Source organism: Neorhizobium populisoli, assembly GCF_019430945.1.
GTDB lineage: Bacteria > Pseudomonadota > Alphaproteobacteria > Rhizobiales > Rhizobiaceae > Neorhizobium > Neorhizobium populisoli.
This window is the reverse complement of record NZ_JAHYCB010000006.1, coordinates 512,530-538,820: the sequence shown is the minus strand read 5'-3', so window position 1 is coordinate 538,820 and position 26,291 is coordinate 512,530. Positions and strand designations below refer to the sequence as shown.

Annotated in this window: 24 protein-coding genes and 1 pseudogene; 20 read left to right on the top strand and 5 right to left on the bottom strand. The window is 60.9% G+C overall.

Annotated features, from left to right (window positions below):
* Positions 1 to 2,129, top strand: a 2,129-nt coding sequence (scpA, locus tag KX729_RS20095) for a methylmalonyl-CoA mutase (protein ID WP_219744245.1), incomplete at its 5' end; no start/stop codon positions are given.
* A 3-nt stretch (positions 2,130 to 2,132) separates the two neighbouring features.
* Here scpA and KX729_RS20090 read toward each other — a convergent pair.
* Positions 2,133 to 3,071 carry a sugar-binding transcriptional regulator gene (locus KX729_RS20090; RefSeq protein ID WP_219744244.1) on the bottom strand — a complete coding sequence of 313 codons (939 nt, stop codon included), beginning with the start codon at positions 3,069 to 3,071 and terminating at the stop codon, positions 2,133 to 2,135.
* Between the two features lie 156 nt (positions 3,072 to 3,227).
* Here KX729_RS20090 and KX729_RS20085 point away from each other — a divergent pair, with 156 nt between their 5' ends.
* The 8 genes from KX729_RS20085 (at position 3,228) to KX729_RS20050 (ending at position 11,514) form a co-directional block, all read left to right on the top strand.
* On the top strand, positions 3,228 to 3,983 hold the full coding sequence (locus KX729_RS20085) for a glycerophosphodiester phosphodiesterase family protein (RefSeq protein WP_219744243.1): 756 nt from the start codon (positions 3,228 to 3,230) through the stop codon (positions 3,981 to 3,983).
* Complete coding sequence (locus KX729_RS20080) at positions 3,970 to 5,493, top strand: alkaline phosphatase D family protein (protein ID WP_219744242.1); 1,524 nt, start codon at positions 3,970 to 3,972, stop codon at positions 5,491 to 5,493. Before KX729_RS20085 ends, KX729_RS20080 begins: the two co-directional genes overlap by 14 nt.
* A 14-nt stretch (positions 5,494 to 5,507) precedes the next feature.
* Positions 5,508 to 6,191: an HAD family hydrolase gene (locus tag KX729_RS20075; RefSeq protein WP_219744241.1), complete on the top strand. Its 684-nt coding sequence runs from the start codon at positions 5,508 to 5,510 to the stop codon at positions 6,189 to 6,191.
* Positions 6,192 to 6,319: 128 nt separating this feature from the next.
* Positions 6,320 to 7,405, top strand: a complete 1,086-nt coding sequence (locus KX729_RS20070) for an ABC transporter ATP-binding protein (protein WP_219744240.1) — start codon at positions 6,320 to 6,322, stop codon at positions 7,403 to 7,405.
* Positions 7,406 to 7,496: 91 nt separating this feature from the next.
* A complete protein-coding gene (locus tag KX729_RS20065) occupies positions 7,497 to 8,630 on the top strand; it encodes an ABC transporter substrate-binding protein (protein ID WP_219744239.1) in 1,134 nt (377 codons plus the stop codon).
* A 190-nt stretch (positions 8,631 to 8,820) separates the two neighbouring features.
* On the top strand, positions 8,821 to 9,642 hold the full coding sequence (locus tag KX729_RS20060) for an ABC transporter permease (protein ID WP_219744238.1): 822 nt from the start codon (positions 8,821 to 8,823) through the stop codon (positions 9,640 to 9,642).
* Entirely contained in the window at positions 9,639 to 10,481 is an 843-nt protein-coding gene (locus KX729_RS20055) for an ABC transporter permease (RefSeq protein WP_376776024.1), read from the top strand. The genes KX729_RS20060 and KX729_RS20055 overlap by 4 nt, the downstream gene beginning before the upstream one ends.
* Before the next feature lie 19 nt (positions 10,482 to 10,500).
* Positions 10,501 to 11,514 carry a LacI family DNA-binding transcriptional regulator gene (locus KX729_RS20050; RefSeq protein WP_219744274.1) on the top strand — a complete coding sequence of 338 codons (1,014 nt, stop codon included), beginning with the start codon at positions 10,501 to 10,503 and terminating at the stop codon, positions 11,512 to 11,514.
* A gap of 165 nt (positions 11,515 to 11,679) precedes the next feature.
* Here the strand turns inward: KX729_RS20050 and KX729_RS20045 are convergent, their stop codons facing one another.
* From KX729_RS20045 to KX729_RS20035, 3 genes are read right to left on the bottom strand one after another with little or no spacing between them, the layout of a single operon-like run.
* On the bottom strand, positions 11,680 to 12,558 hold the full coding sequence (locus KX729_RS20045; protein WP_219744237.1) for an amidohydrolase family protein: 879 nt from the start codon (positions 12,556 to 12,558) through the stop codon (positions 11,680 to 11,682).
* Positions 12,559 to 12,596: 38 nt separating this feature from the next.
* Positions 12,597 to 13,052 carry a MarR family winged helix-turn-helix transcriptional regulator gene (locus tag KX729_RS20040; protein WP_219744236.1) on the bottom strand — a complete coding sequence of 152 codons (456 nt, stop codon included), beginning with the start codon at positions 13,050 to 13,052 and terminating at the stop codon, positions 12,597 to 12,599.
* A 13-nt stretch (positions 13,053 to 13,065) separates the two neighbouring features.
* Positions 13,066 to 13,875 (bottom strand): crotonase/enoyl-CoA hydratase family protein, encoded by an 810-nt coding sequence (locus tag KX729_RS20035; RefSeq protein WP_219744235.1) that lies wholly within the window; start codon positions 13,873 to 13,875, stop codon positions 13,066 to 13,068.
* A gap of 188 nt (positions 13,876 to 14,063) precedes the next feature.
* On the opposite strand from KX729_RS20035, the gene KX729_RS20030 reads away from it, so the two are divergent.
* From KX729_RS20030 to KX729_RS20000, 7 genes are all read left to right on the top strand, one after another.
* Positions 14,064 to 15,920, top strand: coding sequence for a feruloyl-CoA synthase (locus KX729_RS20030; protein ID WP_219744234.1), 1,857 nt, complete (start codon positions 14,064 to 14,066; stop codon positions 15,918 to 15,920).
* A complete protein-coding gene (locus KX729_RS20025; protein ID WP_219744233.1) occupies positions 15,917 to 16,678 on the top strand; it encodes an SDR family NAD(P)-dependent oxidoreductase in 762 nt (253 codons plus the stop codon). Before KX729_RS20030 ends, KX729_RS20025 begins: the two co-directional genes overlap by 4 nt.
* 4 nt (positions 16,679 to 16,682) lie before the next feature.
* Positions 16,683 to 18,290, top strand: coding sequence for an acyl-CoA dehydrogenase family protein (locus KX729_RS20020; RefSeq protein ID WP_219744232.1), 1,608 nt, complete (start codon positions 16,683 to 16,685; stop codon positions 18,288 to 18,290).
* 93 nt (positions 18,291 to 18,383) lie between these two features.
* Positions 18,384 to 19,292: a LysR family transcriptional regulator gene (locus KX729_RS20015; protein WP_219744231.1), complete on the top strand. Its 909-nt coding sequence runs from the start codon at positions 18,384 to 18,386 to the stop codon at positions 19,290 to 19,292.
* Between the two features lie 146 nt (positions 19,293 to 19,438).
* On the top strand, positions 19,439 to 20,776 hold the full coding sequence (locus KX729_RS20010) for an FAD-dependent oxidoreductase (RefSeq protein WP_219744230.1): 1,338 nt from the start codon (positions 19,439 to 19,441) through the stop codon (positions 20,774 to 20,776).
* Between the two features lie 10 nt (positions 20,777 to 20,786).
* Positions 20,787 to 22,058 carry an aconitase X gene (locus tag KX729_RS20005; RefSeq protein ID WP_219744229.1) on the top strand — a complete coding sequence of 424 codons (1,272 nt, stop codon included), beginning with the start codon at positions 20,787 to 20,789 and terminating at the stop codon, positions 22,056 to 22,058.
* A complete protein-coding gene (locus KX729_RS20000) occupies positions 22,058 to 22,504 on the top strand; it encodes an aconitase X swivel domain-containing protein (protein ID WP_219744228.1) in 447 nt (148 codons plus the stop codon). The genes KX729_RS20005 and KX729_RS20000 overlap by 1 nt, the downstream gene beginning before the upstream one ends.
* 6 nt (positions 22,505 to 22,510) lie before the next feature.
* Here KX729_RS20000 and KX729_RS19995 read toward each other — a convergent pair whose 3' ends face one another.
* The gene (locus KX729_RS19995; RefSeq protein ID WP_219744227.1) at positions 22,511 to 23,029 is read right to left on the bottom strand and encodes an Lrp/AsnC family transcriptional regulator; all 519 of its coding nucleotides are present in this window, start codon (positions 23,027 to 23,029) and stop codon (positions 22,511 to 22,513) included.
* A 110-nt stretch (positions 23,030 to 23,139) separates the two neighbouring features.
* On the opposite strand from KX729_RS19995, the gene KX729_RS19990 reads away from it, so the two are divergent.
* The 4 genes and pseudogenes from KX729_RS19990 to KX729_RS19975 all read left to right on the top strand — a co-directional run bounded on the left by KX729_RS19990 (position 23,140) and on the right by KX729_RS19975 (position 26,248).
* Entirely contained in the window at positions 23,140 to 23,457 is a 318-nt protein-coding gene (locus KX729_RS19990) for a DUF1330 domain-containing protein (protein WP_219744226.1), read from the top strand.
* A 10-nt stretch (positions 23,458 to 23,467) separates the two neighbouring features.
* A complete protein-coding gene (locus KX729_RS19985; RefSeq protein ID WP_219744225.1) occupies positions 23,468 to 24,205 on the top strand; it encodes an SDR family oxidoreductase in 738 nt (245 codons plus the stop codon).
* A 12-nt stretch (positions 24,206 to 24,217) separates the two neighbouring features.
* A complete protein-coding gene (locus tag KX729_RS19980; protein WP_219744224.1) occupies positions 24,218 to 25,453 on the top strand; it encodes an aminotransferase-like domain-containing protein in 1,236 nt (411 codons plus the stop codon).
* A gap of 53 nt (positions 25,454 to 25,506) precedes the next feature.
* Positions 25,507 to 26,248 (top strand): annotated as a pseudogene (locus tag KX729_RS19975) (SDR family oxidoreductase).
* Positions 26,249 to 26,291: the final 43 nt, after the last annotated feature.

Here is a 26,291-nt window from a genome sequence, read left to right as displayed (position 1 = left end):
AAACCGTAAAAGATTGGAAGCAACTGGCGGAAAAAGAGCTGAAGGCTTCGCCGGAGACGCTCGTCTGGCACACGGCTGAAGGTATCGACATCAAGCCGCTTTATACGGCCGAAGACACCAGAGATATTGGCCATCTCGATACGCTCCCCGGCTTGAAACCTTTCGTGCGCGGGCCGCGCGCGACGATGTATGCCGGCCGACCCTGGACGATCCGGCAATATGCCGGCTTCTCGACGGCCGAAGCCTCTAACGCCTTCTACCGCCGCAATCTTGCGGCGGGCCAGAAGGGCCTCTCGGTCGCCTTCGACCTCGCCACCCATCGCGGCTACGATTCGGACCATCCGCGGGTCGAGGGCGATGTCGGCAAGGCCGGCGTGGCGATCGACAGTGTCGAGGACATGAAAATCCTGTTCGACGGCATTCCGTTGAAGGAAATGTCCGTCTCGATGACGATGAACGGCGCCGTCATCCCGATCCTCGCCTCCTTTATCGTCGCCGGCGAAGAGCAGGGCTGTTCGCGCGCCGAACTGTCCGGGACCATCCAGAACGACATCCTCAAGGAGTTCATGGTCCGCAACACCTATATCTATCCGCCTGAACCCTCGATGCGGATCGTCGCCGACATCATCGAATATACGGCCAAGGAAATGCCGCGCTTCAATTCGATTTCGATATCCGGCTACCATATGCAGGAGGCCGGTGCGACGCTGGTGCAGGAACTGGCCTTCACGCTGGCGGATGGCCGTGAATATGTGCGTGCCGCGCTTGCCAAGGGGCTGAATGTCGACGATTTCGCCGGTCGCCTGTCCTTCTTTTTCGCGATCGGCATGAATTTCTTCATGGAAGCGGCGAAGCTGCGTGCGGCGCGCCTTCTCTGGTCAAAGATCATGGAGGAGTTCGAGCCGAAAAAGGCCTCGTCGCTGATGCTGCGCACCCATTGCCAGACATCGGGCGTCTCGTTGCAGGAGCAGGACCCTTACAATAACGTCATCCGCACCGCTTACGAGGCTCTGTCGGCGGTGCTCGGCGGAACGCAGTCGCTGCACACCAATGCGCTCGACGAGGCGATGGCCTTGCCGACCGATTTTTCGGCGCGCATCGCCCGCAATACCCAGCTCATCCTTCAGCACGAAACGGGCGTCACCAAGGTCGTCGATCCGCTGGCCGGCTCCTATTACGTGGAAAGTCTCACCAACGAACTGGCGGAAAAGGCTTGGGTCTTGATCGAGGAAGTCGAAGCCATGGGCGGCATGACCAAGGCGGTCGCCGAAGGCTTGCCGAAACGTCTGATCGAGGAGGCCGCGACACTGCGTCAGGCAAAGGTCGACCGTGGCGAGGAGATCATCGTCGGCGTCAACAAGTACCGCCTCGAAAACGAGGACGAACTCGACATTCTGGCGATCGACAACACCGCCGTGCGCAAATCCCAGATCAAGCGGCTGGAAGACGTGCGCCGCCAGCGCGATCCGAAAAAGGTGGAGCAGGCTTTGAGCGCGCTGTCCGAAGTCGCCGAGACAGGCCGGGGCAATCTGCTGGAGGCTGCCATCGAGGCGGCGCGTGCCCGTGCCACCGTCGGAGAAATCTCCGATGCGATGCGCAGGAATTTTGGCGATCATTCCGCCGTGCCGGAGGTGGTGGGCGATATCTATGGCGCTGCCTACGAGGGTGATCCGGAATACAAGACGATCGTTACCCGGCTTGCCGACTACGGAAAATCCTCTGGAAAGAAGCCTAGGATCATGGTCGCCAAGCTCGGTCAGGACGGCCACGATCGCGGCGCAAAAGTGATCGCGTCGGCCTTCGGCGATATCGGGTTCGACGTGCTCGCCGGCCCGCTCTTCCAGACGCCGGACGAAGCGGCCGATCTTGCGGTCAGGGAAAAGGTGCAGGTGGTCGGCATGTCGTCGCTTGCTGCAGGTCACAAGACGCTCGCGCCGCAACTCGTGCAATCGCTGAAGGACAAGGGCGCCGAAAACATCGTGGTTGTGGTCGGCGGCGTCATTCCCCGGCAGGATTACGACTACCTGATGCGGAACGGCGTCGCCGCCGTCTTCGGGCCTGGTACCAACGTGCTGGATGCCGCCAATTCCATCATCGACATTCTCGAAGGCAAGCGACGCAATATCTGACGCTCACCGAATTTCAAGCATCGCCTTGGCGCTGTCTGCATCGGTGATCAGCACATTGATCAGCCCGCTTGCCGCCACGGCATGCAGGATCTTGTACTTGTGCGCACCACCCGAGGCGACGATGCGGCAGCCTATCCTGCGGAAATCTTCCAGTTCCGGAGAAAGCACCTGCCGGTTCAGCGGGTGGTCGATCTCCTGCCCTGAAGCGCCGAGATAACGGCCCATCAGGTCACCTACGGCACCCGCCTTCTGCAACATGCTTTCAGTCATGCCATCCGGCAGGCCGTAACGAACCTGCAGCGATTTCTGCGACACGTCGCCGACGCTGACATAGGCGACATCGACTTTGCAAATCTGCCTGAATGCCTGCTGAAAGACGGCCTGCAAGATGATTGCGTCGCGAGATTCTGCGCTTTCCGCATAGATCGGTGCCGCGAAATAACGGCACTGCGCATTGAGCACCTGCGCGAAGCCACGCACGATCTCGAACGTGTTGATCTCGGAACCGTGTGTCAGGCCGCCCATCATCGATCGGACCTTGATTTCGGGATAATTGAGCGAAGACATGTGATGGATCGTCTCGCGCAGGGTAGCGCCCCAGCCGACACCGATCGACGCAGGCTCCTGAGCCTGGATCAACCGGCCGAGAAAACCTGCGGCACCGCGGCCGAGAACCGAATGCAGCAGTGCCGGATCCTGCGGTGAAGGCATGACGACTGCGTCCTGCAACCCGAACCGCTGCCGCAGTCTCTGTTCAAGCTCGACACTTTCGGCAAGCGTGGTTTCGAAGCTGATCCGCACCATCCCGGTATCCAGCGCTTCCGCCAGCACCTCGTTCACCCGCCGTCGGGTGACGTTCAGCCGCTCGGCGATCTGCTGTTGGGTCAGACTTTCCACATGATAGAGCCAGGCGGCCCTGACCATAAGCTCACGGTTTTCCATTCTCAAAATGCCTTATCAAATGTCACATATATATAACATGTGTAACATAACAAGCTGCGATGACATCCATCCTACAGCAGAACACATGACCGGAATCTAACATGTGGAGTCGAGTCTCCGGCATTCCTTGATTTTGGCAGGCAAGAGGTTTTTCCCGTGACCAATCATCCTTTCATCGTCGGCCATCGCGGCGCCCGCAATCTCTGGGCTGAAAACAGCATGAGTGGTTTTCGCAACCTGCTCGACCTTTCCGTCGATGCCGTGGAATTCGATGTACATCTGAGTTCTTCCGGCGAATTGCTGATCATTCACGATGCGACGCTGGACCGGACGACGGAACGCAGCGGTCGCGTGGCGGATCTTGGCGCCGGCGAATACCGCTCGGTCATCCTGAAGGACACCAACGAATGCATCCCGACGCTGGACGAGGTTCTGGCGCTCTATGCTTCAACCGACCTCATCCTGCATGTCGAACTGAAGACCGATGCCGACGGCAGGCCTTATGAAGGCCTGGAAGCCAGAGCCGCTGCAGAAATCGACCGTTTTGGCCTGGCAAAGCGCTCGATCCTCACGAGTTTCAATGCCGACGTGTTGAAGACAATCCGCGATGTTGCGCCCCATATCCCGCGCCTTTCCTCCCTCAATCACAAATCTGTCGAAGCTAAGGGCCTCACCAAGTCCGTGGAAGACATGCTCGCGGTTTCGGATATTCTAGCGATCGAAAAGTCGATGCTGCGCGAGGAGTGGGATTTGCTGTCCGCCCTGGTGCCGGCTGACCGTCTCGGCGTCTGGGTGCCGAACGAGGAAGAGGATATCGCTTTCTGGATGCAACAGCCGATAAAACAGCTCACGACCGATCGGCCTGACATCGCGGTACAGGTCCGCGAAAGGCTGATGAATGCCGCTGCTTAAGCGCCGGAACGTGCTGGTGGGCGGATTGGCGGCGGCTGCCGTCTGGCGGCCGCTCGGCTCGGTGCGCGCGGCAGGTTTTGCATCCGATCCCTTCGTTCTCGGCGTTGCCTCCGGTGCGCCGAGAAAGGACAGCGTCGTTCTCTGGACGCGGCTTATCCTCGACAATGCTTTCGCTGCCGTCTCGGCCGACCCTTTCGCGCCGGCTCCAAAACCATCGACCGATCCGGTTGATGTCGAATGGATGATTGCCGAGGACGAGACGTTTTCAAAGCCGGTTCAATCGGGCATCTATCGCGCCGTGCCGGAATTTGCCCATTCCGTGCATGTCGAAATAAAGGGCTTGCAGCCCGGCCACTGGTATTTCTACCGCTTCCGCGCCGGCAATGCGGAAAGCCCGGTCGGCCGCACCCGAACGGCGTCCGAAGTGGCGGATACGTTTCGGTTCGCTTTCGCGTCCTGCCAACAATACGAACAGGGTTATTACAGCGCCTATACAGACATGGCGCGCAAGGACCTCGATCTCGTCGTCCATCTCGGCGATTATATCTATGAGCGTACCTATGGCGCCGGACTGGTGCGCAAACATGGCGCCGGCGTTCCGTCCATGCTCTATGAATTCCGGGATCGCTACGCACTCTACAAATCCGATCCCGAGCTGCAGGCGGCGCATGCGGCCTTTCCCTGGCTTGCCGTCTGGGATGACCATGAAGTCACCAACAACTATGCCAACGACCACGCACCGGATGCGCCGAACCGCGAGGAATTCCTCTCCCGCCGCCGTGCCGCCTATCAGGCCTGGTATGAGCATATGCCGGTCCACCCGGGCCTCGCATCCGGTTTCGACGCATTGCGAATCTATGACCACTATCGCTTCGGCGACCTGCTCGGCCTGACGCTGCTCGATACGCGGCAATATCGTTCGCCGGAGCTGGAAGGCGATGCGGCGGACGACCGGCCGGAGCGGACCATGCTCGGGCCTGCCCAGGAAGAGTGGCTGGCAAGGACGCTGAACGGTTCTCAGGCAAAGTGGAACATCATCGCCCAGCAGACGCTTCTGTCGGAGCGCGACACCAAGGCCGGACCAGCGACCGGTTATAATCTCGATGGCTGGGATGGTTATCGCGCCGGGCGTGGTCGCTTGATCGATGTGGTGCAATCTTCAAAACTGCCGAACCCGATCGTCATTGGCGGCGACCTGCATGCGTTCTATGCCGCCGACGTGAAGCGCGATTTCGCGGATCACGGTGCCGCACCGATCGCGGCCGAGTTCGTCTGTGGATCGATCACCTCGGATGCGCCGTCGGCGACAAGCCTTGCAACTGCCGTCGCTGAAAACCCGCATCTGAAATTCGCCTCCGACAAACATGGTTATGCTGTCATGCGTGTCGGCTTGAAGTCTGCTGAGGTCGATTTTATTGCAGTTACCGACCGCAAGCAGCAGAACTCGCCTTCCAGCACTTTCCAGAGTTTCGCCGTCGCAGACGGTATTGCCGGCGTCAACCGGCTTTGATGACGTGAGCTTCCATGCAGACTGATCTCCTGATTTTCGATTGCGACGGCGTGCTGATCAACAGCGAACCTATCGCCAGCCGTACGCTTGCAAAAGCGCTGCGGGATGCCGGCGCCGATGTCACAGCGGAGGAAGTGCTGATCCGTTTCACCGGTAATTCAGGAAGCGCGATCCGCAAAATCTGTATCGAAGAATACGGTATTGAGGACCTTGAAGCGGTATTCGCCGCCTGGCATCTCGACATCTTCCCGGAATTCGCACGCACGCTCGAAGTCATGCCGGGCATGGACAGGCTTGTCCGCTCTTTGCCGCATCAAAAATGCGTCGCTTCCAACAGCTCTACGGAGCGGCTGTCGAAAAGCCTCGGCTTGCTCGACCTCTGGCACGCGTTTGCGCCATCGATCTTCAGCGCCGACCAGGTGGCGCGACCAAAACCGGCTCCCGATCTCTTCCATTTCTGCGCCGAACGCTTTTCCGTCGATCCCGCAAAATGCGTGGTGATTGATGACAGTGCGCATGGTATCACAGGCGCAAGGGCTGCAGGAATGAGCGCGATCGGCTTCGTCGATCCCGCAGATCCAAGGCCCGGACGTGCCCGGATACTCAAGGAGGCGGGTGCGGTTCTGGTAGCGACCGGCGCCGGGGAGTTGGAGAAGGCGCTCGCGAGCCTCCAGGCCACACAGGCCGTGGAAGTCTGACCATCCTTAAGGTCACTTCGGCGCCGTTATAAAATCTCAGACAAAATTGGAAGGTGTCATGCGCCTGTAAAAGTCAGGCCATAAGAAACGCTCAGCAATGTTGCACAGCCGTGCAACGGGAGGAATTGATGGAGCGAAATGGATTTTTGTCATTGTCCGGCGTCGCCAGCCGTTATGGCTCGACGCAGGTGTTGACCGATATCGATCTTTCGATCGCCAAGGGCGAATTCGTCGCACTGCTCGGCTCGTCCGGCTGCGGCAAGACGACACTTCTGAGGCTGCTGGCCGGCTTCATCAGCCCCTCCGCGGGCGAGGTGGTGGTGCGCCAGCGTGACGTCACCCGCCTGCCGCCGGACAAGCGAGGCATGGCGCTGGTTTTCCAGTCCTACGCGCTCTGGCCGCATATGACCGTAGCGCAGAATATTGGTTACGGCCTGAAGCTTAAGGGCATTGCCAAGGCCGAGATCGCCTCGCGCGTCTCTGCCATGCAACAGATGCTCGGCCTGCAGGGTCTTGAAGCCCGCAAGCCGGCCAATCTTTCGGGCGGCCAGCGCCAGCGCGTCGCGCTCGGCCGGGCACTTGCCGTCGATCCGGAAATCCTGCTGCTCGACGAACCGCTGTCGAACCTCGACGCCCGTATCCGCCTGTCGGTCCGCCACGAGCTGCGTGCGCTTCAGAAACGCCTCGGCATTACGGCCATCCACGTCACCCACGATCGCGAAGAGGCCATGGTGATGGCCGATCGCATCGTCATTCTTGATGCCGGCCGCATCGCCCAGCAGGGCTCGCCGGAAGAGGTCTATAACCAGCCGGCTTCGGCATTTGTCGCCGCTTTCATGGGCGCCGAGAACGTTTTGTCCATGAACGGCCAACCGGACGGCGACGCCTTCATGCTGCAGGCCGGCCCCGCGAACAAGGCGACGGCGGTGCCGTTTGCCGGCCGCAAGCTCTCGGCCGGTGCGGTCGAGGCGCGGTTCCGTCCCGAAGCCGCGCAGCTGTTTGCCACGGAGGAGTTTCTCCCCCGCAGGCCGGGCGTGGCTTTTGGCGGCGAAGTTCTTGCTGTCACCTATCCCGGTGGCCATTGGCGGCACGTGGTCCGGCTTGGCGATCGCGAAATCATGGCCGATGCGCCCCAGGCATTTTCACCGGGCATGCAGGTCGTGGTCCATGTGCCAGCTGAAAGCCTGTTCCTGTTCAATTCGCCGGCCTCCTAGCCGGCTCCCCGTTTCCCGGAGCTTAGCCGGGAAAATTCTGCCTGCCTTATTCATTGCCTTAACGAGACTGCTCAACTCACGGAGAAACCCCATGAAGAGAATGTCCTACGCTGCGCTTGCCGTCGTGCTGGCTGCACTCCCGGTTCGCGCCGCCGAACTGACGGTTGCCACCGCTGGCGACCAGAACATGGTCGATTACATCAATCAGTATCTCGGCCCGATGTTCGAGAAGACCTATCCGGGCAACACGGTTCGCGCCGTCGGCACCGGCCCGGGCGATGCCGGTTCGCAGAAGATCCTCGAGCGTTTCGACGCCCAGTCCGCCGCAAAGTCGGAGAAGTGGGACGTCGACGTTGCCGTCGTGCATGAAAAGTTCGTCGGTCCGATGGTCGACAAGAAGTACCTCGACAAGTACCGCAATGACATCGACACCGGCAAGCTGGTCAGCCGCGACAACGCCAAGATGGCGCTCGGCACCAATGTCGAAGGCTATGTCATGCCGATGTTTAACAGCCAGACGGCGATCGCCTATAACCCGGCTCTCGTTCCGACCCCTCCGAAGTCCTACACCGAACTCGCAGAATGGGCCAAGGCTCATCCGAAGCAGTTCGGCTATAACGGCATCAAGGGCGGCGCTTCGGGCGTTTCCTTCGTCATGGGCTGGATCTACGCCTTCGGCGGCGGCGATGCCAACACGCTGATGAACGGCCCGTTCAAGCAGGACGAGACCACCAAGTGGGACGGCGCCTTCAAGAGCCTCGCCGACTTCACCAAGAACGCGACGCTGACGCCTGGCAATGCAGGCACGCTTGATCTTCTGTCGCGTGGCGAAATCGCCATGGGCCCGGTCTGGGTCGACATGTTCTACTCCTGGCAGGCTAACGGCCAGCTGCCGCCGACCATGAAGCTCGTTCTGCCGGCTCCGGGCATGCCGGGCCAGCCGATGCACTACGTCATCCCGGAAAAGGCCGCTCAGAAGGACCTCGCCGAGAAGTTCATCGCGCTCGCCACCAGCCCGAAGGTTCAGGCTGAAGGCATCGTCAAGAAGTTCAACTGGTATCCGGGCATCGACGCCGACAACGTCAAGAAGGAACTCGACGACGCGACTTGGAACAAGCTGTTCGTCGACATCTCCCCGGCCGACCTTGCCGCCAAGGGCAAGCCTTTCCCGATCGCGCCTTACAACAATGCGATCCTGGAAGCCTACGAGAAGTCGGTGAAGTAACGAAAACAATGAGGGGTGTGCCTAATTACCCCTCAACCGCCTGCCGGCACCTTCTCCCCGCTTGCGGGGAGAAGGACGGATGCCGCCCTGTTTTCCTTCCCTTCAACGCTGCGGCGGGGCTCGTTCCCTCTCCCCGCAAGCGGGGAGAGGGTTAGGGTGAGGGGCAAATCTCAACCTTGAGCCAAAACCCATGTCCAGACGACTTCTCGGTCTTGCCCTCATCTTCCCCGCGCTCGCGGTGATCGTCTTCCTGTTCATCCTGCCGCTCATCATGTCGGCGGTCGGGGCGTTTCAGGTGGAGAGCGCGTTCGGCTGGGGCAATTTCGTCAAGACCTTCGATCTCTATACCAAGGACATCGTCTTCTCCGTCGTCATCATCTCGCTGTCGACCGTGCTGATCGGCATCGCCTCGATCGCCATCGGCGGATACCTGACGCTCGGCGAACACCCTGTCGCGGTCGCCATCCTGCGTTGGCTCTACCGCTGGCCGATGTTCATTCCCTTCATCGTCGTCGGGCAGATCCTGCGTACCTTTCTCGCCAAGAACGGCATGATGAACAACACTTTCATCAATCTCGGCCTGTTGACGCCGATTGATGCACAAAGCTTTCTCGACTGGCGCGGCATCGTCATCGCCTTCGTCTGGAAGCAGACGCCGTTCGTTACGCTGCTGGTCGCAGGCGCCATGGCCTCGCTCAACCGCGAAACCATCGACGCAGCCCGCAATCTCGGCGCCTCGAAACTCCGCGTCCTGATTGAGATCGTCGTGCCGCAGGTGGCGATGACGTTGACCGTCGGCCTGATCCTCTCCTTTGTGACGATGATGTCGGTCCTGTCGGTGCCGCTGATGATCAACGCCCAGTCACCGACCATGCTGACCGCCGATATCGCCTTCCGGGTCAATTCCTATGGCGATTACGGCGTTGCCAATGCGCTCGGTCTCGTCTCGCTGGTTCTGGCCTCCTCCGTAGCCTGGATCTATCTCCGCGCCAGCCTGAAGGAGCGCGCATGACCGTCGTTGCTTCCAAATCCTCCATGGCCAATGCCTGGGCCGCCCTATGGTGGCTGCCGCGCGGCATCGTCTTCGGGCTGATGGCATTCTTCATCTTCGGCCCGCTGTTCAACATGCTGCTCTGGACCGTCGCCGAGAAATGGTATTTTCCCTACACCTTCCCGCTGCAATACGGGTTCAGTTCCTGGGAAAAGGTGTTTGCGCCGCGCGGCGGAGCGCTGGAATCGCTCTCCAATTCACTGATCGTCGCGCTCCTGACCGTCGTCGTGTCGCTGCTGCTGGCTATCCCAGCCGGTTATGCGCTGGCGCGGCTGAAACTGCCGTTCCGCAGCCTCATCCTGCTTGCCTTCCTCATTCCGCAGGCATTTCCGAACCTGACCGTCTACGTCAATATCGCTCGCATCTTTTATGAGATCGGCCTGAACGGCACGATCCCCGGCGTCGTGCTGGTGCATGTCTCGCACGGCCTCGTGTATGCAGTCTGGATCGCCACCGCCGCCTTCTCCGCCATCGATATCGAACTGGAACAGGCGGCCCGCAATATCGGTGCAGGCGCGATGCGCACATTCATGGATGTGACGCTGCCGCTCGCGGCCCCCGGGTTAATGGCGAGCGCCATCTTCGTTTTCCTGGAATCGCTGGACGAGTTCACCGGCAGCTATTTCGTCGGGGCGCCGGACGTGAACATGCTGCCGCTGCTGCTCTACACATCCGCTGCCGGCGGCAATTATCAGATCGCATCTATCACCGCCCTCTTGCTGCTCGTACCTTCCTTGGTTTTCATGCTGATGGTGGAGCGATTCCTGAAGGCGGACGTCCTGTCCCGGGTGGGGCACTGAGGGGACCATTGAGATGAGCATGAAGGACGACAAGAGAATGCGCTTCGTCAGCGCCGAACAGGTGGCACGGCTTGCCGGCGTCTCCCGCTCTGCCGTTTCGCGCACCTTCACGCCCGGCGCTAGCGTTGCGCCCGCCACCCGCGAAAAGGTGATGAATGCCGCCAAGCAGCTAGGTTACCACGTCAACGACCTTGCCCGCGGCGTGCTTGCCAACCAGAGCCGGCTGGTCGGCATCGTCGCCACCAAGCCGGAACTCGGTTTTCGCGCCCACCTGACGGCCGCACTTGCCAAGGCGATGATCCGCCGCGGCAGCATTCCGATCCTGATCAATACCGGGCAGACGGGTGACGAAATGCTGGCAGCCCAGCAGATGCTGATCGGCCACCGTGCCGAAGCGACGATCATCCTTTCCGGCTCGCCGCCGGCCAGCTTCTTCGAGCTCGCCAAGCAGAACGGCCAGCCGCTGGTACTGATCGGCCGCTCCGAACCGGGCGCCGATCATGTCCGCGTCGGCAATTCAGAAGCCTCCCGCAACGCCGCCAACGCCTTCTTCGCCGCCGGCCGCCGACGCCTTGCTGTGGTCGGTTCGCATTCGAGCACGCCGAGCATCTCGGAACGCGAAAGCGCCTTCGTGGCCACAGCCCGGGCTTTGGGCGCCGATGTGATGACGGCGCATGGTCCGGATTCGGACTACGACAGCGGCATCGCCGCCGCCGCCAAGCTGTTCTCTTCCGCGCAAAAGCCGGATGCCGTCTTCTGCGCCAACGACCAGATCGCTTTCGGGGTTATGGATTTCGTGCGCAATCGGCTTGGTTTGAGAATTCCGGAAGACGTGGCCGTGATCGGCTTTGATGACGTGCCGGAAGCGGCCTGGTTGAGCTACGGGTTAACGACTTTCCGGCAGGATCCAGAAACGATGGCTACGCGTGCAGTCGATCTGCTGGAACGGCGGCTGCAGAACCATGACGCTCCGCCGGGGCATGAGCGGGTGATTCCTGAGTTGGTGGTGCGCGGTAGTTTTGTGCCGGCCTGAGCAACGTGTACGCAGCGGTAGAGATAGCTAGATTCGGCACACACGCGGCGTCATCCTCGGGCTTGTCCCGAGGATCTAACCACAGTTCGGCGGAATCGCGTTTTCTATCGGGCGGCTTAGATCCTTGGGACAAGCCCGAGGATGACGTCGGAGAGAGGCACTGACCTAAATCTTCAAAAGCTTCCGAGCATTCTCCTTCAGAATCAACGGTCGCACCTCGTCCTTGATCGGAATATCCGCAAAATCCTTGAGCCAGCGATCCGGCGTGATCGCCGGCCAGTCGGAGCCGAACAGCATTTTGTGCTTCAGCAGCGAATTGGCGTATTGCACCAAAATCGGCGGAAAGTATTTCGGTGACCAGCCGGACATGTCGATATAAACATTCGGCTTGTGGGTCGCGACCGAAAGCGCCTCTTCCTGCCAGGGGAAGGAGGGATGCGCCAGGATGATCGGCATGTCGGGAAAGTCGGCTGCCACGTCATCCAGATAGATCGGGTTCGAATATTTGAGCCGCATATTCATGCCGCCCCGCATGCCTGCACCAACGCCTGTCTGGCCGGTATGGAACAGCGTGATCGCGCCTTCCTCGGCAATCGCCTCGTAAAGCGTATAGGCCGAGCGGTCGTTCGGGTAAAAAGCCTGCATGGTCGGGTGGAATTTGAAACCCTTGACGCCGAATTCGCGCACCAGCCGCCGCGCCTCGCGGGCGCCCATCTTGCCTTTGGCGGGGTCGATCGAGGCGAAGGGGATCATGATATCGCTGTTTTCGGCGGCGATCATCGCCACTTCTTCATTGGCGTAGCGGTGAAAGCCCGTCTCGCGCTCTGCATCGACCGGAAAGATCACGCAGCCGATCTTGCGTTCGCGATAGTAGACGGCGGTTTCATTCACCGTCGGCAGCATGCCCTTACTGCCCGCCGGGTTCTTGAAATATTTCGCCATGCCGGCCTGGAATTCGTCATAACCGTCGTCCCGCGGCGCGCAGCCGCAGGGCTCTTCCGCATGGGTATGGATGTCGATGGCGATGAGTTCGTCGATGTTCAAGGCTCGCTCCTCTTCGATCCTTTGCCGGCTACCGGTTTTTAGCCAAGGCCGATGAATTTGCGCATCAGGCCGGTGAGCTGTTGCCGCTCGGCGGCGCTCAGGTTGGAACCGACCGAGTCCTCGTAGGTGAAGAACCATTCTCCCGCCTGCCGGACTTTTTCGACGGCGTCCGGCGTCAGGGTGATTTCCACGGCACGGCGGTCGTCGTCGGGAATTCGGCGTGACACGAAACCCTGGTCTTCCAGCGCGCGAATGAGCTTGGTCATATGCGCCCGCTTGATCATCAGCCGCTGGCCGAGCACGCTCTGGCGAATGCCGGGATTGTTGAGAATGACCCAGAGGACCGAAAATTCGCCGGGCTTCAGCTGATGCTCGCCGACTTCCTCGAAAAACCGCTCGTAGATCTTCAACTGCGCAAGCCGCATCAGGAAACCCAGAGCAGTGCCGAGCCGGTCGAGATCGACGTTATCTGCCGTGCGGATCGGCATGTCCATGCGCGTAGTCTCCTTAAGCCGAACCCGGCGCCTTCAGGCGGGCAGCACGTTTTTCCAGGAAGGCGCGCAGCCGCTCTTCCGCTTCCGGGCTTGTGGCGGTGAAGGAGGCCATGAAGGATTCGACGAACAGGCCGTCCTCCTTCGCCATGTCCTGAATGCGCGGCAGGGCGTTGATGACTGCGTAGTTGGAAATCTCGGCATTGCTGGCTGCCGCTTCCGCCAGTTGATGTGCCTTGTCCCGCGCGGTGCCATTCTCGACGACATATTGCGCCAGGTTCCAGCGCTCGGCTTCATCTGCCGAGGCAACTCGGCCGGTCAGCATCATGTCGGTCATGCGGGCGACACCCGTCAGCCTTGCGACGCGCACCGACCCGCCGCCGCCGACGAAAATTCCGCGCTGACCCTCCGGCAACGCGAAGAAGGCGGATTTGTCGGCCACGCGGATGTGCGTCGAGGCCGCCAGTTCTAGCCCGCCGCCGACGACCGCGCCATGCAGGGCGGAAATCCACGGGATCGTGCCATGTTCGATACCGGCAAACACTGCATGCCAGCGGCGCGAACCGCGCACACCTTCGATCGGCGTTTTTTTCACATGTTCGGCAAGGTCGAGACCGGCGCAGAAATGATCGCCATGGCCGAAAAGCACGACGGCCTTCGCCTCGCTTTCGGCACGCGCCACGGTTTCGGCGATTGTCTCGACGAAACGGTCGCTGATGGCATTGCGCTTTTCCGGGCGGTTGAGACCGATATGGGCAATATTGCCCCGAAGCTCGTAGGTCACGAAGCTGGACGCCGCCGAGCTGGCACTAGGGTGATCGGCCATTTTGTGCATTCTCCTCCTGAAGAGCGGATGCCTGAAACACAAAACGAATCTGGCAGAATTCTCGCTCCGACACCCTCAGCAGACGCTCCCATCACCCGCTTCGAGTTTTTGATCGTTTACAGGGAGATTGTTTCTTTGTAAACAAATTTTGGGAGTTTCAGGAGTACTGACATCTGGGAGGATGTGTCATGGCTGCGAAAGTCGTGCGTGATGTGAAGCTGTGGTCACCGGTGGTGAACTGGGAGGAGCGACCGAACGGTGAATTCGTCGTCTGGCGGGAAGACCCGCTCGGACCCTATCCCGACAAGATCAACGAGCGGCTGATCCATTGGGCCAATGTCGCGCCGGACCGCACCTGGATGGCGGATCGCGAGGGCACCGGCGAATGGCGCCGCGTCAGTTTCGCCGAGGCGCTGGATGCCGTGCGTCGCATCGGCCAATTTCTGCTGGATCTAAAACTTTCGGCGGAAAACCCGCTGGTCATCCTCTCGGAAAACTCCATCGAACACGCGCTGATGGCACTTGGCGCCCAGCATGTCGGCGTTCCATCGGCAGCGATCGCGCCGGCCTACGCGACCATCTCATCTGACTTCTCCAAGCTCAACGATATCGCCAGGCAGATCACGCCGGGCTTGATCTTTGCCGACGATGCGGGTGCCTTCCGCAACGCCGTCGATACGGCGTTTGGAGCCGAGCTTCCTTTTGTGGCAATGCGAAACTTGCCTGCCGACCGGTCCAACACTCACCTTTTCGATGATATCCTGAAGACCGAACCCACTACTGCCGTCGACCAAGCCTATCATGCCGTCGGGCCGGATACGGTGGCGAAATTCCTGTTCACATCGGGCACGACCGGCTCGCCAAAAGCCGTCATCCAGACCCAGCGCATGCTGTGCTCCAATCAGGAAATGGTGGCCGACTGCTATTCCTATTTTCGCGACGAGCCGCCGATCCTGGTCGACTGGGCGCCGTGGAATCACACGGCCAGCGGCAACAAGTGCTTCAACATCACCATCTATAACGGCGGCACCTATTATATCGATCGAGGCAAGCCGTCTCCTGCGCTGATCGGCCAAACGATCGCCAACCTGCGCGAAATCGCGCCTACCTGGTATTTCAACGTGCCGGCCGGGTTCGAAATGCTGATCCAGGCGATGCGCGACGACGAGGCGCTCAGGACAAACTTCTTCAAGGACCTGAAGCTCCTAATGTATGCCGGCGCTGGCATGGCGCAGCACACTTGGGATGCGCTGCTGGAACTTTCCGACATGACGATCGGCGAACAGGTGCCGCTCGGTACCGGCATAGGCTCGACCGAGACTGCGCCCTTCGCGATCTTCTGCACCGACCCGCAGGAAAAGCCCGGCAATATCGGCGTGCCGGGACAGGGCGTTATCATGAAACTGGTGCCGATCGACGATAAATACGAACTGCGCCTCAAAGGGCCGAATGTTACGCCCGGTTACTGGCGCAACGAGAAGCTGACGAAGGAGGCCTTCGACGAGGAGGGTTTCTATCGCATCGGTGACGCGGTGAAATTCGCCGTGCCCGGCGATCCGCGCCAGGGGTTCTATTTTGACGGCCGTACCGCCGAAAACTTCAAACTGCAGACCGGCACCTGGGTGGCAGTCGGCGTGTTGCGCGCCCAACTCGTCAACCAGTTCGGCGGGCTGATCCGCGATGCGGTCATCACCGGCGAGAACCGCGCAGAACTCGGTGCGCTGGCCGTGCCCTTCATCCCGGCGCTCCGCGCCCTGCTTGGAGGCGGCGAGGGACTTTCGGACAAGGAGATCGTCGCTCATCCCAAGGTGAAGGCGGCCATCATCGAGCGGCTGAAGGAACACCAGAAACAGTCGAGCGGTTCAGCCACCCGCGTCATGCGCATCATGCTGATGACCGATCCGCTGCGCTTCGAAAAAGGCGAGGTGACCGACAAGGGTTCGATCAACCAGCGCGCCGTACTGCGCGAGCGCGGCGATCTGGTCGAGGCGCTTTATGTGGATGCCGATGGCGTCATCAAGGTGGGTAAGGAACTGGCGGCATGAGGATCGAGGGTTCGAGCGCATTCGTAACCGGCGGCGGTTCCGGTCTCGGCGAGGCGACGGCCCGGATGCTGGCGAAGCTCGGCGCCATCGTCCACATCTTCGACCGCAATGGCGAGGCGGCTGAAAAGGTCGCCAAGGATATCGGCGGCGTGGCGCTGGCTGGCGACGTGACCAGCGAAGACGATGCATCGCGCGCTTTGAATATCGCCGCAAAGGCAGGCGATGGCCTGCGAATCCTCGTCAACTGCGCCGGCATTGGCACGGCGGGCCGCATCTTAAGCAAGGGCGGCCCGATGCCGCTTGGCGATTTCGAAAAGGTCATCCGCATCAACCTGATCGGCACGTTCAACATGATGCGGCTCGCTGCCGAGCGGATGTCGCAAGCGCCGGAACGGGAGGACAAGGCGCGCGGGGTGATCGTCAACACCGCTTCCGTGGCAGCCTTCGAAGGCCAGATTGGCCAAGCCGCCTATGCCGCCTCCAAGGGCGGTATCGTTTCGCTGGCTCTGCCGGCTGCCCGCGAGTTTTCCCGCTTCGGAATCCGGGTCAATACCGTCGCGCCCGGCATCTTCCTGACGCCGCTGCTCTACGAACTGCCGGAGGAGGCTCAGCAAAACCTGGCTGCCGCGATCCCCTATCCGTCGCGCCTCGGCGATCCCAGCGAGTTTTCCGACGCCGTCCGTTTCCTGATCGAAAACCAGTATATTAATGGCGAAGTGATCCGGCTCGACGGAGCGCTTCGAATGCAGCCACGGTGAATGCATGTCCTTTGCAGATCAAGCAGACCGGACGCTTGAAATCCTGGCTCTGACGCCCGGCTGGCATCGACTGTGTGACTTGCGTCCGGATTGCGATGACGAGACGGTCGCAGCGATCGTGGTGGAAGCAGCGAATTTCGCTGAAGGCGTTCTTGCGCCGCTGAATGTGGTTGGCGACCGTATCGGCGCAAAAATCGTCGATGGCCGCGTAAAAATGCCTGAAGGCTTTGGCGAGGTCTTCAGGCAATATGCGCAAGCAGGCTGGCTCGGCATGGATGTGCCGGAAGGTTTTGGCGGTCAGTCCGTGCCTCTCACTTTGCAAGCGGCCTGCGCCCCGCTTTTCGAACGCGGCTGCGTCGCGCTGATGATGGCCGCCGGCTCGACCCGCGCCGCCGCACATCTGCTTGCCGAAGCGGCCGACGAAACAATTGTCGGAGAATGGCTGCCGAAACTCGTTGCCGGCGAATGGGCCGCAACGATCTGCATTTCCGAACCCGAAGCCGGTTCCGATGTCGGCCGGCTGCGCACCAAAGCGGTCGAGCGAAATGGCGAATGGTTCGTCACCGGCCAGAAAATCTGGATTTCCTTCGGCGACCACGACATGGCAAGCCGCGTCGGCCATTGCCTTCTCGCCCGCACCAACGACCAGCCCGGCACGCGCGGCATCAGCCTTTTCCTCGTACCGAACGAGATCGATGGCAAATCGAACGGCGTATTTGTCGATCGTATCGAGGAAAAGATGGGTTTGCACGGTTCGCCCACCTGCGCCATGCGTTTCGACGATGCGAATGGCGTGATGCTCGGCAAGCAAGGTCGCGGCCTGTCGCAGCTTTTCACCATGATCGAGCTGATGCGGCTTTCGACCGGTTGCCAGGGGCTCGGCCTCGCCTCCGCCGCGGCCGATATCGCCGAGGAATATGCCAGCCAGCGTCGCCAGGGCGGACGGCCCGACCAGCCGCCGGTGCCGATCGAAAACCATCCAGATGTGCAGCGCCAACTTTTTGAAATCCGCAGCACGACGGAAATCCTGCGCGCCGCAATTCTCGAACTTGCGACTTCGATGGACCTTTCGAAGATCGAGGAAGGGCCAGAGCTTGAAGATTTCACCGGCTGGATGTTGCCGCTGATTAAGCATTTCGGCGCCGAGACCGGTTTCAACGTCGCGAATGCCGCAATGCAGGTTCTCGGCGGGGCCGGCTACACGCGCGACTGGCCGCTCGAACAATATCTGCGCGACGCCCGCGTTATGACCATCTACGAAGGCACGACCGGCATGCAGGCGCTTGATTTTCTCACCCGCCGCCTCTGGCGCGACGAGGGCAGGGGGCTGACGATTTTTCTGCAGAAGGCACGTGACGAGATCGATGCCTATGCGATCGAGCACCCGCAGGCATCCGAGGCGGCCCTGGCGGCCCTCGACGGTTTAGAAAGACTGAGCGCACGAATGTCGGCGATGCAATCCGATCCGGAAGCGGCTCTGTATTGCGCCGATGCCTATATGCGCGCCGCCTGGGCAGCTGTTTCTCTCTGGATGGCATTGCGCCTTTCGGAGACAAAGGTGGTCGCTAGCCTTGCAGCACAATTCGCATTCCATAGCGCGCGTTGCGCTTGATCGGATTCATGACGACGTGACCGGGAGCGAGTTGCGCAGTCGATGAAAATATGTGCCTGATGCAATTCTTATTTTCTCGAAACGAGAAAGACAGTGAACATACTCCTCGATATCGGCGCCTTCCTGGCGACCGCCCGCGCCGGCAGCTTTTCCGCCGCAGGTCGCGATCTCGGCGTTGCAACGTCGGTCATCACCAAACGCGTCAAGCGGCTGGAAGAACATCTCAATACTCTGCTGTTCATCCGCACCACGCGGCGGCTAGCGCTGACGCTGGATGGCGAGCGGCTTCGTCCGCGCCTGCAGCTTCTCGTCGGCGAGATCGAGGATACGCTGGCGGCACCCAATACGGAGGAGATCGGCCTCACCGGCTCCTTGCGCATCAAGGCGCCGACGACGCTGACTTCGATGTTCTTCGGTGATATCTGCGCTGCCTTCCAGGCTGCCAATCCGCGGGTAAAGATGGAGATCGTGCTGATCGATCGCTCCGTCAATCCGCTGGAAGAAGGGTTCGACGTGGCGATCGGCGCGCTGCCGCAATCCTACGCCTATGTCATCGATCACCCGCTCTGCCCCTATCCGCGCAGTCTTTGTGCCGCTCCCGGCTACTTTGAGAACCGCAAGCGGCCGAAAACGCCGACCGAACTTGTCGGCCACGAATGTATTACCTTCCACACGATCGGCACGACCTGGACGTTCCAGATGGAAACCAGCACGCTCAACGTCGAAATCACCTCGAATTTCACCGCCAATGACAGCCGCATCCTGCTTGCCGCCGCAAGACATGGTCTCGGCCTCGCCATCCTGCCGCGTTTCCTGGCCCGTTCCGATCTGGAAAGCGGTACCCTGGAAGAAGTCATGGCGGAGTTTCCGGTCGAGCCGCTTTGGGTGAAAGCCTCCGTGCCGCGCATCAAGATGAACAAGGCGGTCGTTTCGGAATTCGTCGCCTATCTGCAGAAGCGATTTGTGGAAGGCGTTCCGGAACAGGTCATTCCTGCTTTCTGAGGCGAAGCGACGTTCTGCAAATCCTCTCAGCTTTCTCGAAACCAGAAAGCTGATCGCATCACTTGCCGGGTTCAAGCCTTGTGCGCATCGGTTACGATCCTGTCAGATGCGCCGGGAGGGCACGACATGTTGCAAGGGAGGGTTCGATGGCGGAGACGCTGAGCAGGGAAACGCGGATTGTGCGGCGGGAAAAGGCGGCCCCCTTCCGTAAGCTGAAGGCGGATATCTGCGTCGTCGGTGCCGGCATCGCCGGCATTTCGGCAGCCCTTGAGGCTGCTCGCCTCGGCAAGAAGGTCGTCATCGTCGATGGCCAGGCGGCACTCGGCGGCCAGGCGGTCAATTCGATCATCGGCACCTTCTGCGGCCTGTTTTCCAACGGCACGCATGGTTATCAGTTCACTTATGGCGTGGCCGACAAGCTGCTTGCCCATCTCGAAACCCAGGACCAGTCGATCTATTACCGTCACGGGCCGAATACGGTCGTCGTTTATTACGATGAAGTCGTGCTCGGCCGCTGGATGGAGCAGAGCGTGCTGGAGGCAGGGATCGAAGTCGTGCTCGGCGCCCAGATCCTCGACGTGCATGTCGAAGGCCGTCGTGTCGTGCAGACGGATTTCATGACCCGTTACGGTGGGGTATCCATCGAGGCGAGCGGCTGGGTCGAGGCAAGCGGCGACGCTGCACTGGTCTGGCAAGCCGGCTTCGCCTGCCGCCAGCCGGAAAAGGGCGGGGTTTTCGGCACCCAGATGGTGGTTTTGGAAAATATCGACGAGGCCAAGCAGCCGACCCGGTTCGAGATCGGTGACCGGATGAAGGAAAAGGCGGCAAGCTACGGTCTGCTGCGCCGCGAGGGTCTCGGCTTCACCATTCCCGGCCGCGGTATCGCCGCCATGAACATGACCCACGTGGAAACGCCGCTCGATCCTGTCGAGGCCTCTAAAAAGGCGCTGGAAGGCAAGGATCAGGCGTCCCGGGCCGTAGAATTCTTGAAGACGGAATTCCCGGAATGTTTCGGCAATGCCCGTATCCGCGCTTTTGGGTTGCCGGGTATTCGCCAGACCCGTTGGATCGCCGGCAGCCATCACCTGACGGTCGATGAAATCCGGGCCGGCACCAAGTTCGAGGATTCAGTGGCTCGCACTGCCTGGCCAATCGAGTTGCACGACCATGGTGACGGCCACCACTGGATCACGTTCGACAAGGAACATGCCCATTACATCCCGCTCGGCAGCCTGACGCCGGATGAATGCGACAACATCGCCGCGGCCGGGCGCTGCGTCGATGCGGATTCGGCAGCCCTTTCATCGATCCGCGTCATGGGTCCCTGCATCGCCATGGGCATGGCGGCCGCCAATGCGCTCGACCTCGCGGGAACCGGCAGCGTCCACCAGATCGATCTCGGCGCATTGCGCGAACGGGTTTCCGACAACGTTGAAAAGAAGCATTATCGCTGGACGGACGAAGAGATGCGCGCCGCATCGTGAGGAGGACGCGATGAAGCTGACGGATTATGAAAAGGCCATGTTTGAGGGCGAACACGGCCGCGCCAAGGCGCGCGCCATGGACCTGCTCGTGCGGTACGGCGAGGCGCTCGGCGCCGAACGCCTGGTCGAGACCAACAATGTCGCCGGCGCCTTCAACGCCTCGACGCCTTCGGTGCAGGCCATCGCCCAGAAGGGCATGGAACACATCTATTCCGAGCTGAACCTCGATAGCGACGAGGTGGTGGAAGTGCCGCATATGGTGGCGCATACCTGCCAGCTGATCACCGGCATCGATAACGACAATTGGGAACTGCAGGGCGTCGACAAGTCACTGGTCGACATGCAGCGCGCCAACGAGAAATATCTCGGTCGACGCGGCGTCAACATGTTCGCCACCTGCACGCCCTATCAGGTGGGCAATGTGCCAGTGAAGGGCGAACACTGCGCCTGGATGGAATCCTCGGCGGTGATCTACTGCAATTCCGTGCTCGGCGCCCGCACCAATGTCGAGGGCAAGGAAAGCACCGGCGCAGCGGCGCTCACCGGTCGCATTCCCTTTTGGGGTTTCCACATCACCGAAAACCGCCGCGGCACGCATCTGGTCGAACTCGATGTCGAGGTCGACGACATGATGGATTGGGGCCTGCTCGGTTACTACATCGGCGAGGTGATCGGCGAGGATATTCCGGTCATCAACGGCCGCAGCCACCAGCCGGATCTCATCAAGCTCAAGCATTTTGGTGCCGCCGCCGCGTCGTCCGGCGGCGTTGAGATGTACCATATTCCGGGCATCACCCCGGAAGCGGACACGGTCAAGGAAGCTTTCGGCACCCGCAAGATCAAGGGCACGTTCCGATACGGCGCCAAGGAACGACGTGAGACCTATGAGAAACTGCAGAGTTCGACCGAAAAGAAGGTCGATTTCATCATGCTCGGCTGTCCGCACAATTCCATCGACCAGATGGCGCTGATCGCCCATATGCTGGAAGACAAGAAGATCCATTCCGACGTGCAGCTCTGGGTCCACACCCCGCGCGCCATCAAGCAGGTGGCCGAGCGCAACGGTTATATCGATGTGATCCGCGATGCCGGCGGCGTCGTGATGAGTGACACCTGTCCCGCTATTTCCCGCCGTCTGCCGGCGGGAACCAAGGTCATCGCCACCGATTCCGCCAAGCAGGCGCATTACCTGCCGGCAATCACCGGCGTGCAGGGCTGGTTCGGCTCGGTCAGCGATTGCGTCGATGCCGCATTGACCGGTCAGTGGAACGGGAGGGCCTGATGGATATCGCAACGGAAGCAAAACCCGAAACCATCGTGCTCAAGGGGCGCAAGGTCGTCGGCGGTCGCGCAGAGGGCGAGGCGCTTGTCACGACGGAGACGATCTCCGGCTGGGGTGGCATCAACGAGCGCACCGGCACGATCATCGAGCGCCGCCACGAAATGCGTGACGTTTCCTTCGCCGGGAAAATCCTGGTCTTTCCCGGCGCCAAGGGCTCTTCCGGCTGGTCCGCCTATTTCCATATGACGCGATTGAACGGCGTCCAGCCCCAGGCGATGATCTTTACCCGGATGACAACCAAGATCGCGCTCGGCGCCGTCGTCACCCGCGTTCCGGCAATCACCGAGCTCGATCAGGACCCGCTTACGGTCATTGAAACCGGCGACTGGGTCGTTGTCGATGCCGATGCCGGCACGGTGACGATCACCAAGAAGGACCGAAGCTGAGAAATCTCAGGCGCGCTGTTCGATACGGGTGGAGATGCTGCCCGCCTCGGTCATATTGAGAATGACCATGGTCGAGGTTTCGGCGACTGCTGGAACGGATTGCAACACGTCGCGGATGAAGTGGCGCAGCGCATCGATATCCGCCACCCAGACCTTCAGGAGGTAGTCGATATTGCCGGTCACCAGCAGGCATTCGGTGATCTCCGGCCGTGCCTCGATCGCGTCGAGAAACTCCCGCACCGCATCCGGGCTCTGCTTGGCAAGCCGGACCGAAACCATGACGCAGATGTTGAGGCCGAAGGCTGCCGGGCTGATCTTCGCGGTATAACCCTGGATCACGCCGGTCTCTTCCAGTCGCTTGACCCGCCGGCTACAGGGCGTCGGCGAAAGCCCGACTTTTTCGGCAAGTTCCAAGGTTGATATGCGGCCGTTTTCGCTTAGCGCCGCCAGGATTTTACGATCGAATGCGTCGAGGACAAACGGTCCGTCAGGCGTTGGTGATTTTCCCTCAAAATTTGGCTTCATGGAGTGAATTTCATCTTCATTGGCGGGACTATCTCGCAAAGTTGCACGGATTCGCTAGGCAGGGAAGTGTTACCACTTTCGCATCGAAGCTTCGGCAGGAGGAGAGGAACATGCCCGCTTATATGGTCTGCACCATGAAGATCCACGATCCCGAGACCTACCGGAAATATACGGCGCTGACGCCGCCGACAGTGGCGCGTTACGGCGGCAAGTTCCTGACCCGCGGCGAACTGGTGACGACGCCGGAAGGCGAGGAATTTGCCGAACGCATGGTCATCCTCGAATTCCCGGATCGCACTGCTGCCGAAGCCTGGTACAACGACGCCGACTATCAGAAGGCCTCGAAATTCCGCCGCGCTTCCTCCAGGGGCCGCATGATCCTGCAGGAAGGCAGCGGCAATACTGCCAATCCGGACCCCAAAGTCTGAGGAGAAAAACGTGGATTTCAAGCTTTCCGGCCGCACGGCATTAGTGTTCGGCGGCTCGCGTGGCCTTGGCAAGGCGATTGCCGAGGAGTTTAAAGCCGAAGGTGTACGGGTGGTGATCGTCGCTCGAGACCCTACCCGCGTCGCCCGTGTTGCGGCGGAACTCGGGGTCGAAGGTTTTTCGGGCGACGTTTCCAAGCCTGGCGCCGGCCGCACGCTGGTGGAGCAGGCGACCGAACTGCTTGGTCAGAGCCTGGATATCCTCGTCACCAATACCGGCGGCCCGGCCCCAGGCGCTTTTGCCGCCACGACGGCGACCACATGGCAGTCCGGTTTCGACAATCTCTGGATGAGTTTTGTCGATAGCATCCAGACGGTGCTTCCGGCGATGCGGCAGAATCGTTGGGGCCGTATCCTTGCGGTCACCTCTGTCGCGGCACGCGAACCACAGCCGGGTCTGGTCATATCCAACAGCCTGCGCGCTGGCCTGCTCGGCCTCGTCAACACGATCAGCCGCGAAGTCGCCCGCGACGGCATTACCATCAATGCGCTGCTGCCCGGCTATACCAATACTGACCGCATGGCCGAACTCGGTGTCGACGATGCAGTCATGGGACCGAAAATCCCGGCCGGCCGGCTCGGCGATCCGAAGGAGTTTGCGGCACTTGCCGCCTTCCTCGCCTCAGAGCGCGCGTCTTACATCACCGGCCAGGCGATCGCCGTCGATGGCGGTTTCCTGAACTCCATCTGATCGGATCTTAAGATGACGGCGCAGCAACCGAAACCTCAGCCGGAAGTGGGGCCGTCCCGCCCGGCCTTTGCCATCTGGCTCGGCGGCACCAACGAAATCACCCGCATGTTCCTGGCGGCCGGCAAGGTGCCTGGACTGATCAATATGGCGGGCGGGCTGCCGGAACCGGATACTTACCCGGTGAAGGAACTGGCCGAGATCGCCGAACGCGCCGTCTCGAAATACCCGCAGGATTCGCTGAATTATCCGCCGATCGAGGGTCTGCCGGACCTTCGCGACCGGCTGGCCGCCCGCTTCAGCAATGCTGACCTGAAGCTGTCGCGCGAAAACGTGCTGGTCACGTCGGGTGGCATGCAGGCGCTCGATCTGATCGGCAAGGTGCTGCTCAACGAAGGCGCGCTGATCGCCGCGCAATCGCCGACCTATCTCGGTGCCGTCGATGCCTGGCGCCCGCGCCGGCCGAGCTACCGGCTGTTCTCGCCGGAAAAGAACGATTTCGATCCCGTTGCAGCACTCACCGGCGCGCAATTCGCCTATACGGTGCCGAATTTTTCGAACCCGACCGGCCGTCTTGTCGGCCTAGCCCGCCGGCAGGAACTGGTCGATGCGGCGCATCAGTCCGGCACCTGGCTGGTGGAGGACGATCCCTATGGCGCGCTGTATTACGACGGCACGCCGCTGCCGCGAATGATCACGCTCTCGGGCGCGAAACAATCGGGTGCGATCTATGACGGCCCGCTCGTGTATATGGGCACGTTTTCCAAGGAGATCGCCCCCGGTTTCCGTATCGGCTGGGTCATCGCCTCGCCGGAGATGATCGGCGCGCTGACAATTGCCAAACAGGGTTCGGACATGTGTACCAGCGGCCTCAGCCAGCGCGTCGCCGTCGATGCGCTGGATGCCGGTCTCCTGGAGCGCACCCTGCCGGTTATTCTGGATGTCTATCGCCATCGCCGCGATGCGCTCTGCGCCGCCATGGAGGAGCACCTGTCGCAATGGTTCGACTGGGAAAAGCCGGTCGGCGGCATGTTCGTCTGGGCGACGGCCAAGAATCCGGCGATGGATACGGATAAATTGTTGAGTGAAGCGCTGAAAGCCGGCGTCTGCGTCAGCCCGAGCAGCGTCTTCGATCCGCATGGCGAAGACCGCCGCTCGATCCGCATCAATTTTACCCTCAACACACCGGACAGATTGGCGGAAGGCATTCGCCGTCTGGCGACGGCTGTGAAGGCAATTGGCCTCGACTGAGTAATCAATCGCCGCCTATAACTTGCCTCGCAAAGGTGAGACAGGAATGCGCGATGTCCAAGGTAGCGATCGTTACGGGAGCAGGTTCGGGCGTTTGGCCGTACGGTAGCATTAGCGCTTTTGAAAGCCGGCTATAAAACCGTGCTGGCCGGCCGGCGCGAGGCGGAGCTGAAGGGCACTGCAGAGCTTTGCGGCGGCACATCGCTGGTCGTGCCCACCGATGTCACGGATCCCACAGCCGTCGATGCGCTTTTCGCCGCGACCGAAAAAGCCTATGGCCGCCTCGATCTCCTCTTTAACAATGCCGGCCGCGGCACGCCCGCCGTGCCGATCGACGAATTGCCGCTGGAGACCTGGCGAGCTGTGGTCGACCTCAACCTGAATGGTGCCTTTTATTGTGCCCGTGCCGCCTTCGGCATGATGCGCCGGCAGAGCCCGCAGGGTGGCCGCATCATCAACAACGGCTCTATCTCGGCACACGCACCACGCCCCTATCAGGCCGCCTATACCGCAACCAAACACGCCATCACCGGCCTGACGCGCCAGATCGCGCTGGACGGCCGCACTTTTGATATCGTCTGCGGCCAGGTGGATATCGGCAACGCCGATACGCCGCTGACGCAACGCATGAAACAGGGCGTGCTGCAGGCCGATCTTTCGACCGCCGTCGAGCCGGTCATGGATCCGAAACACGTGGCCGATGCCGTGCTTTACATGGATGGCTTGCCGCTGGAGGCCAACGTGCTGTTCATGACCGTCATGGCCAACCAGATGCCCTTCGTCGGCCGCGGCTGAACGTCGCCGCACGCTTTCACATCAGGCCTTGATCCCGCTGCAA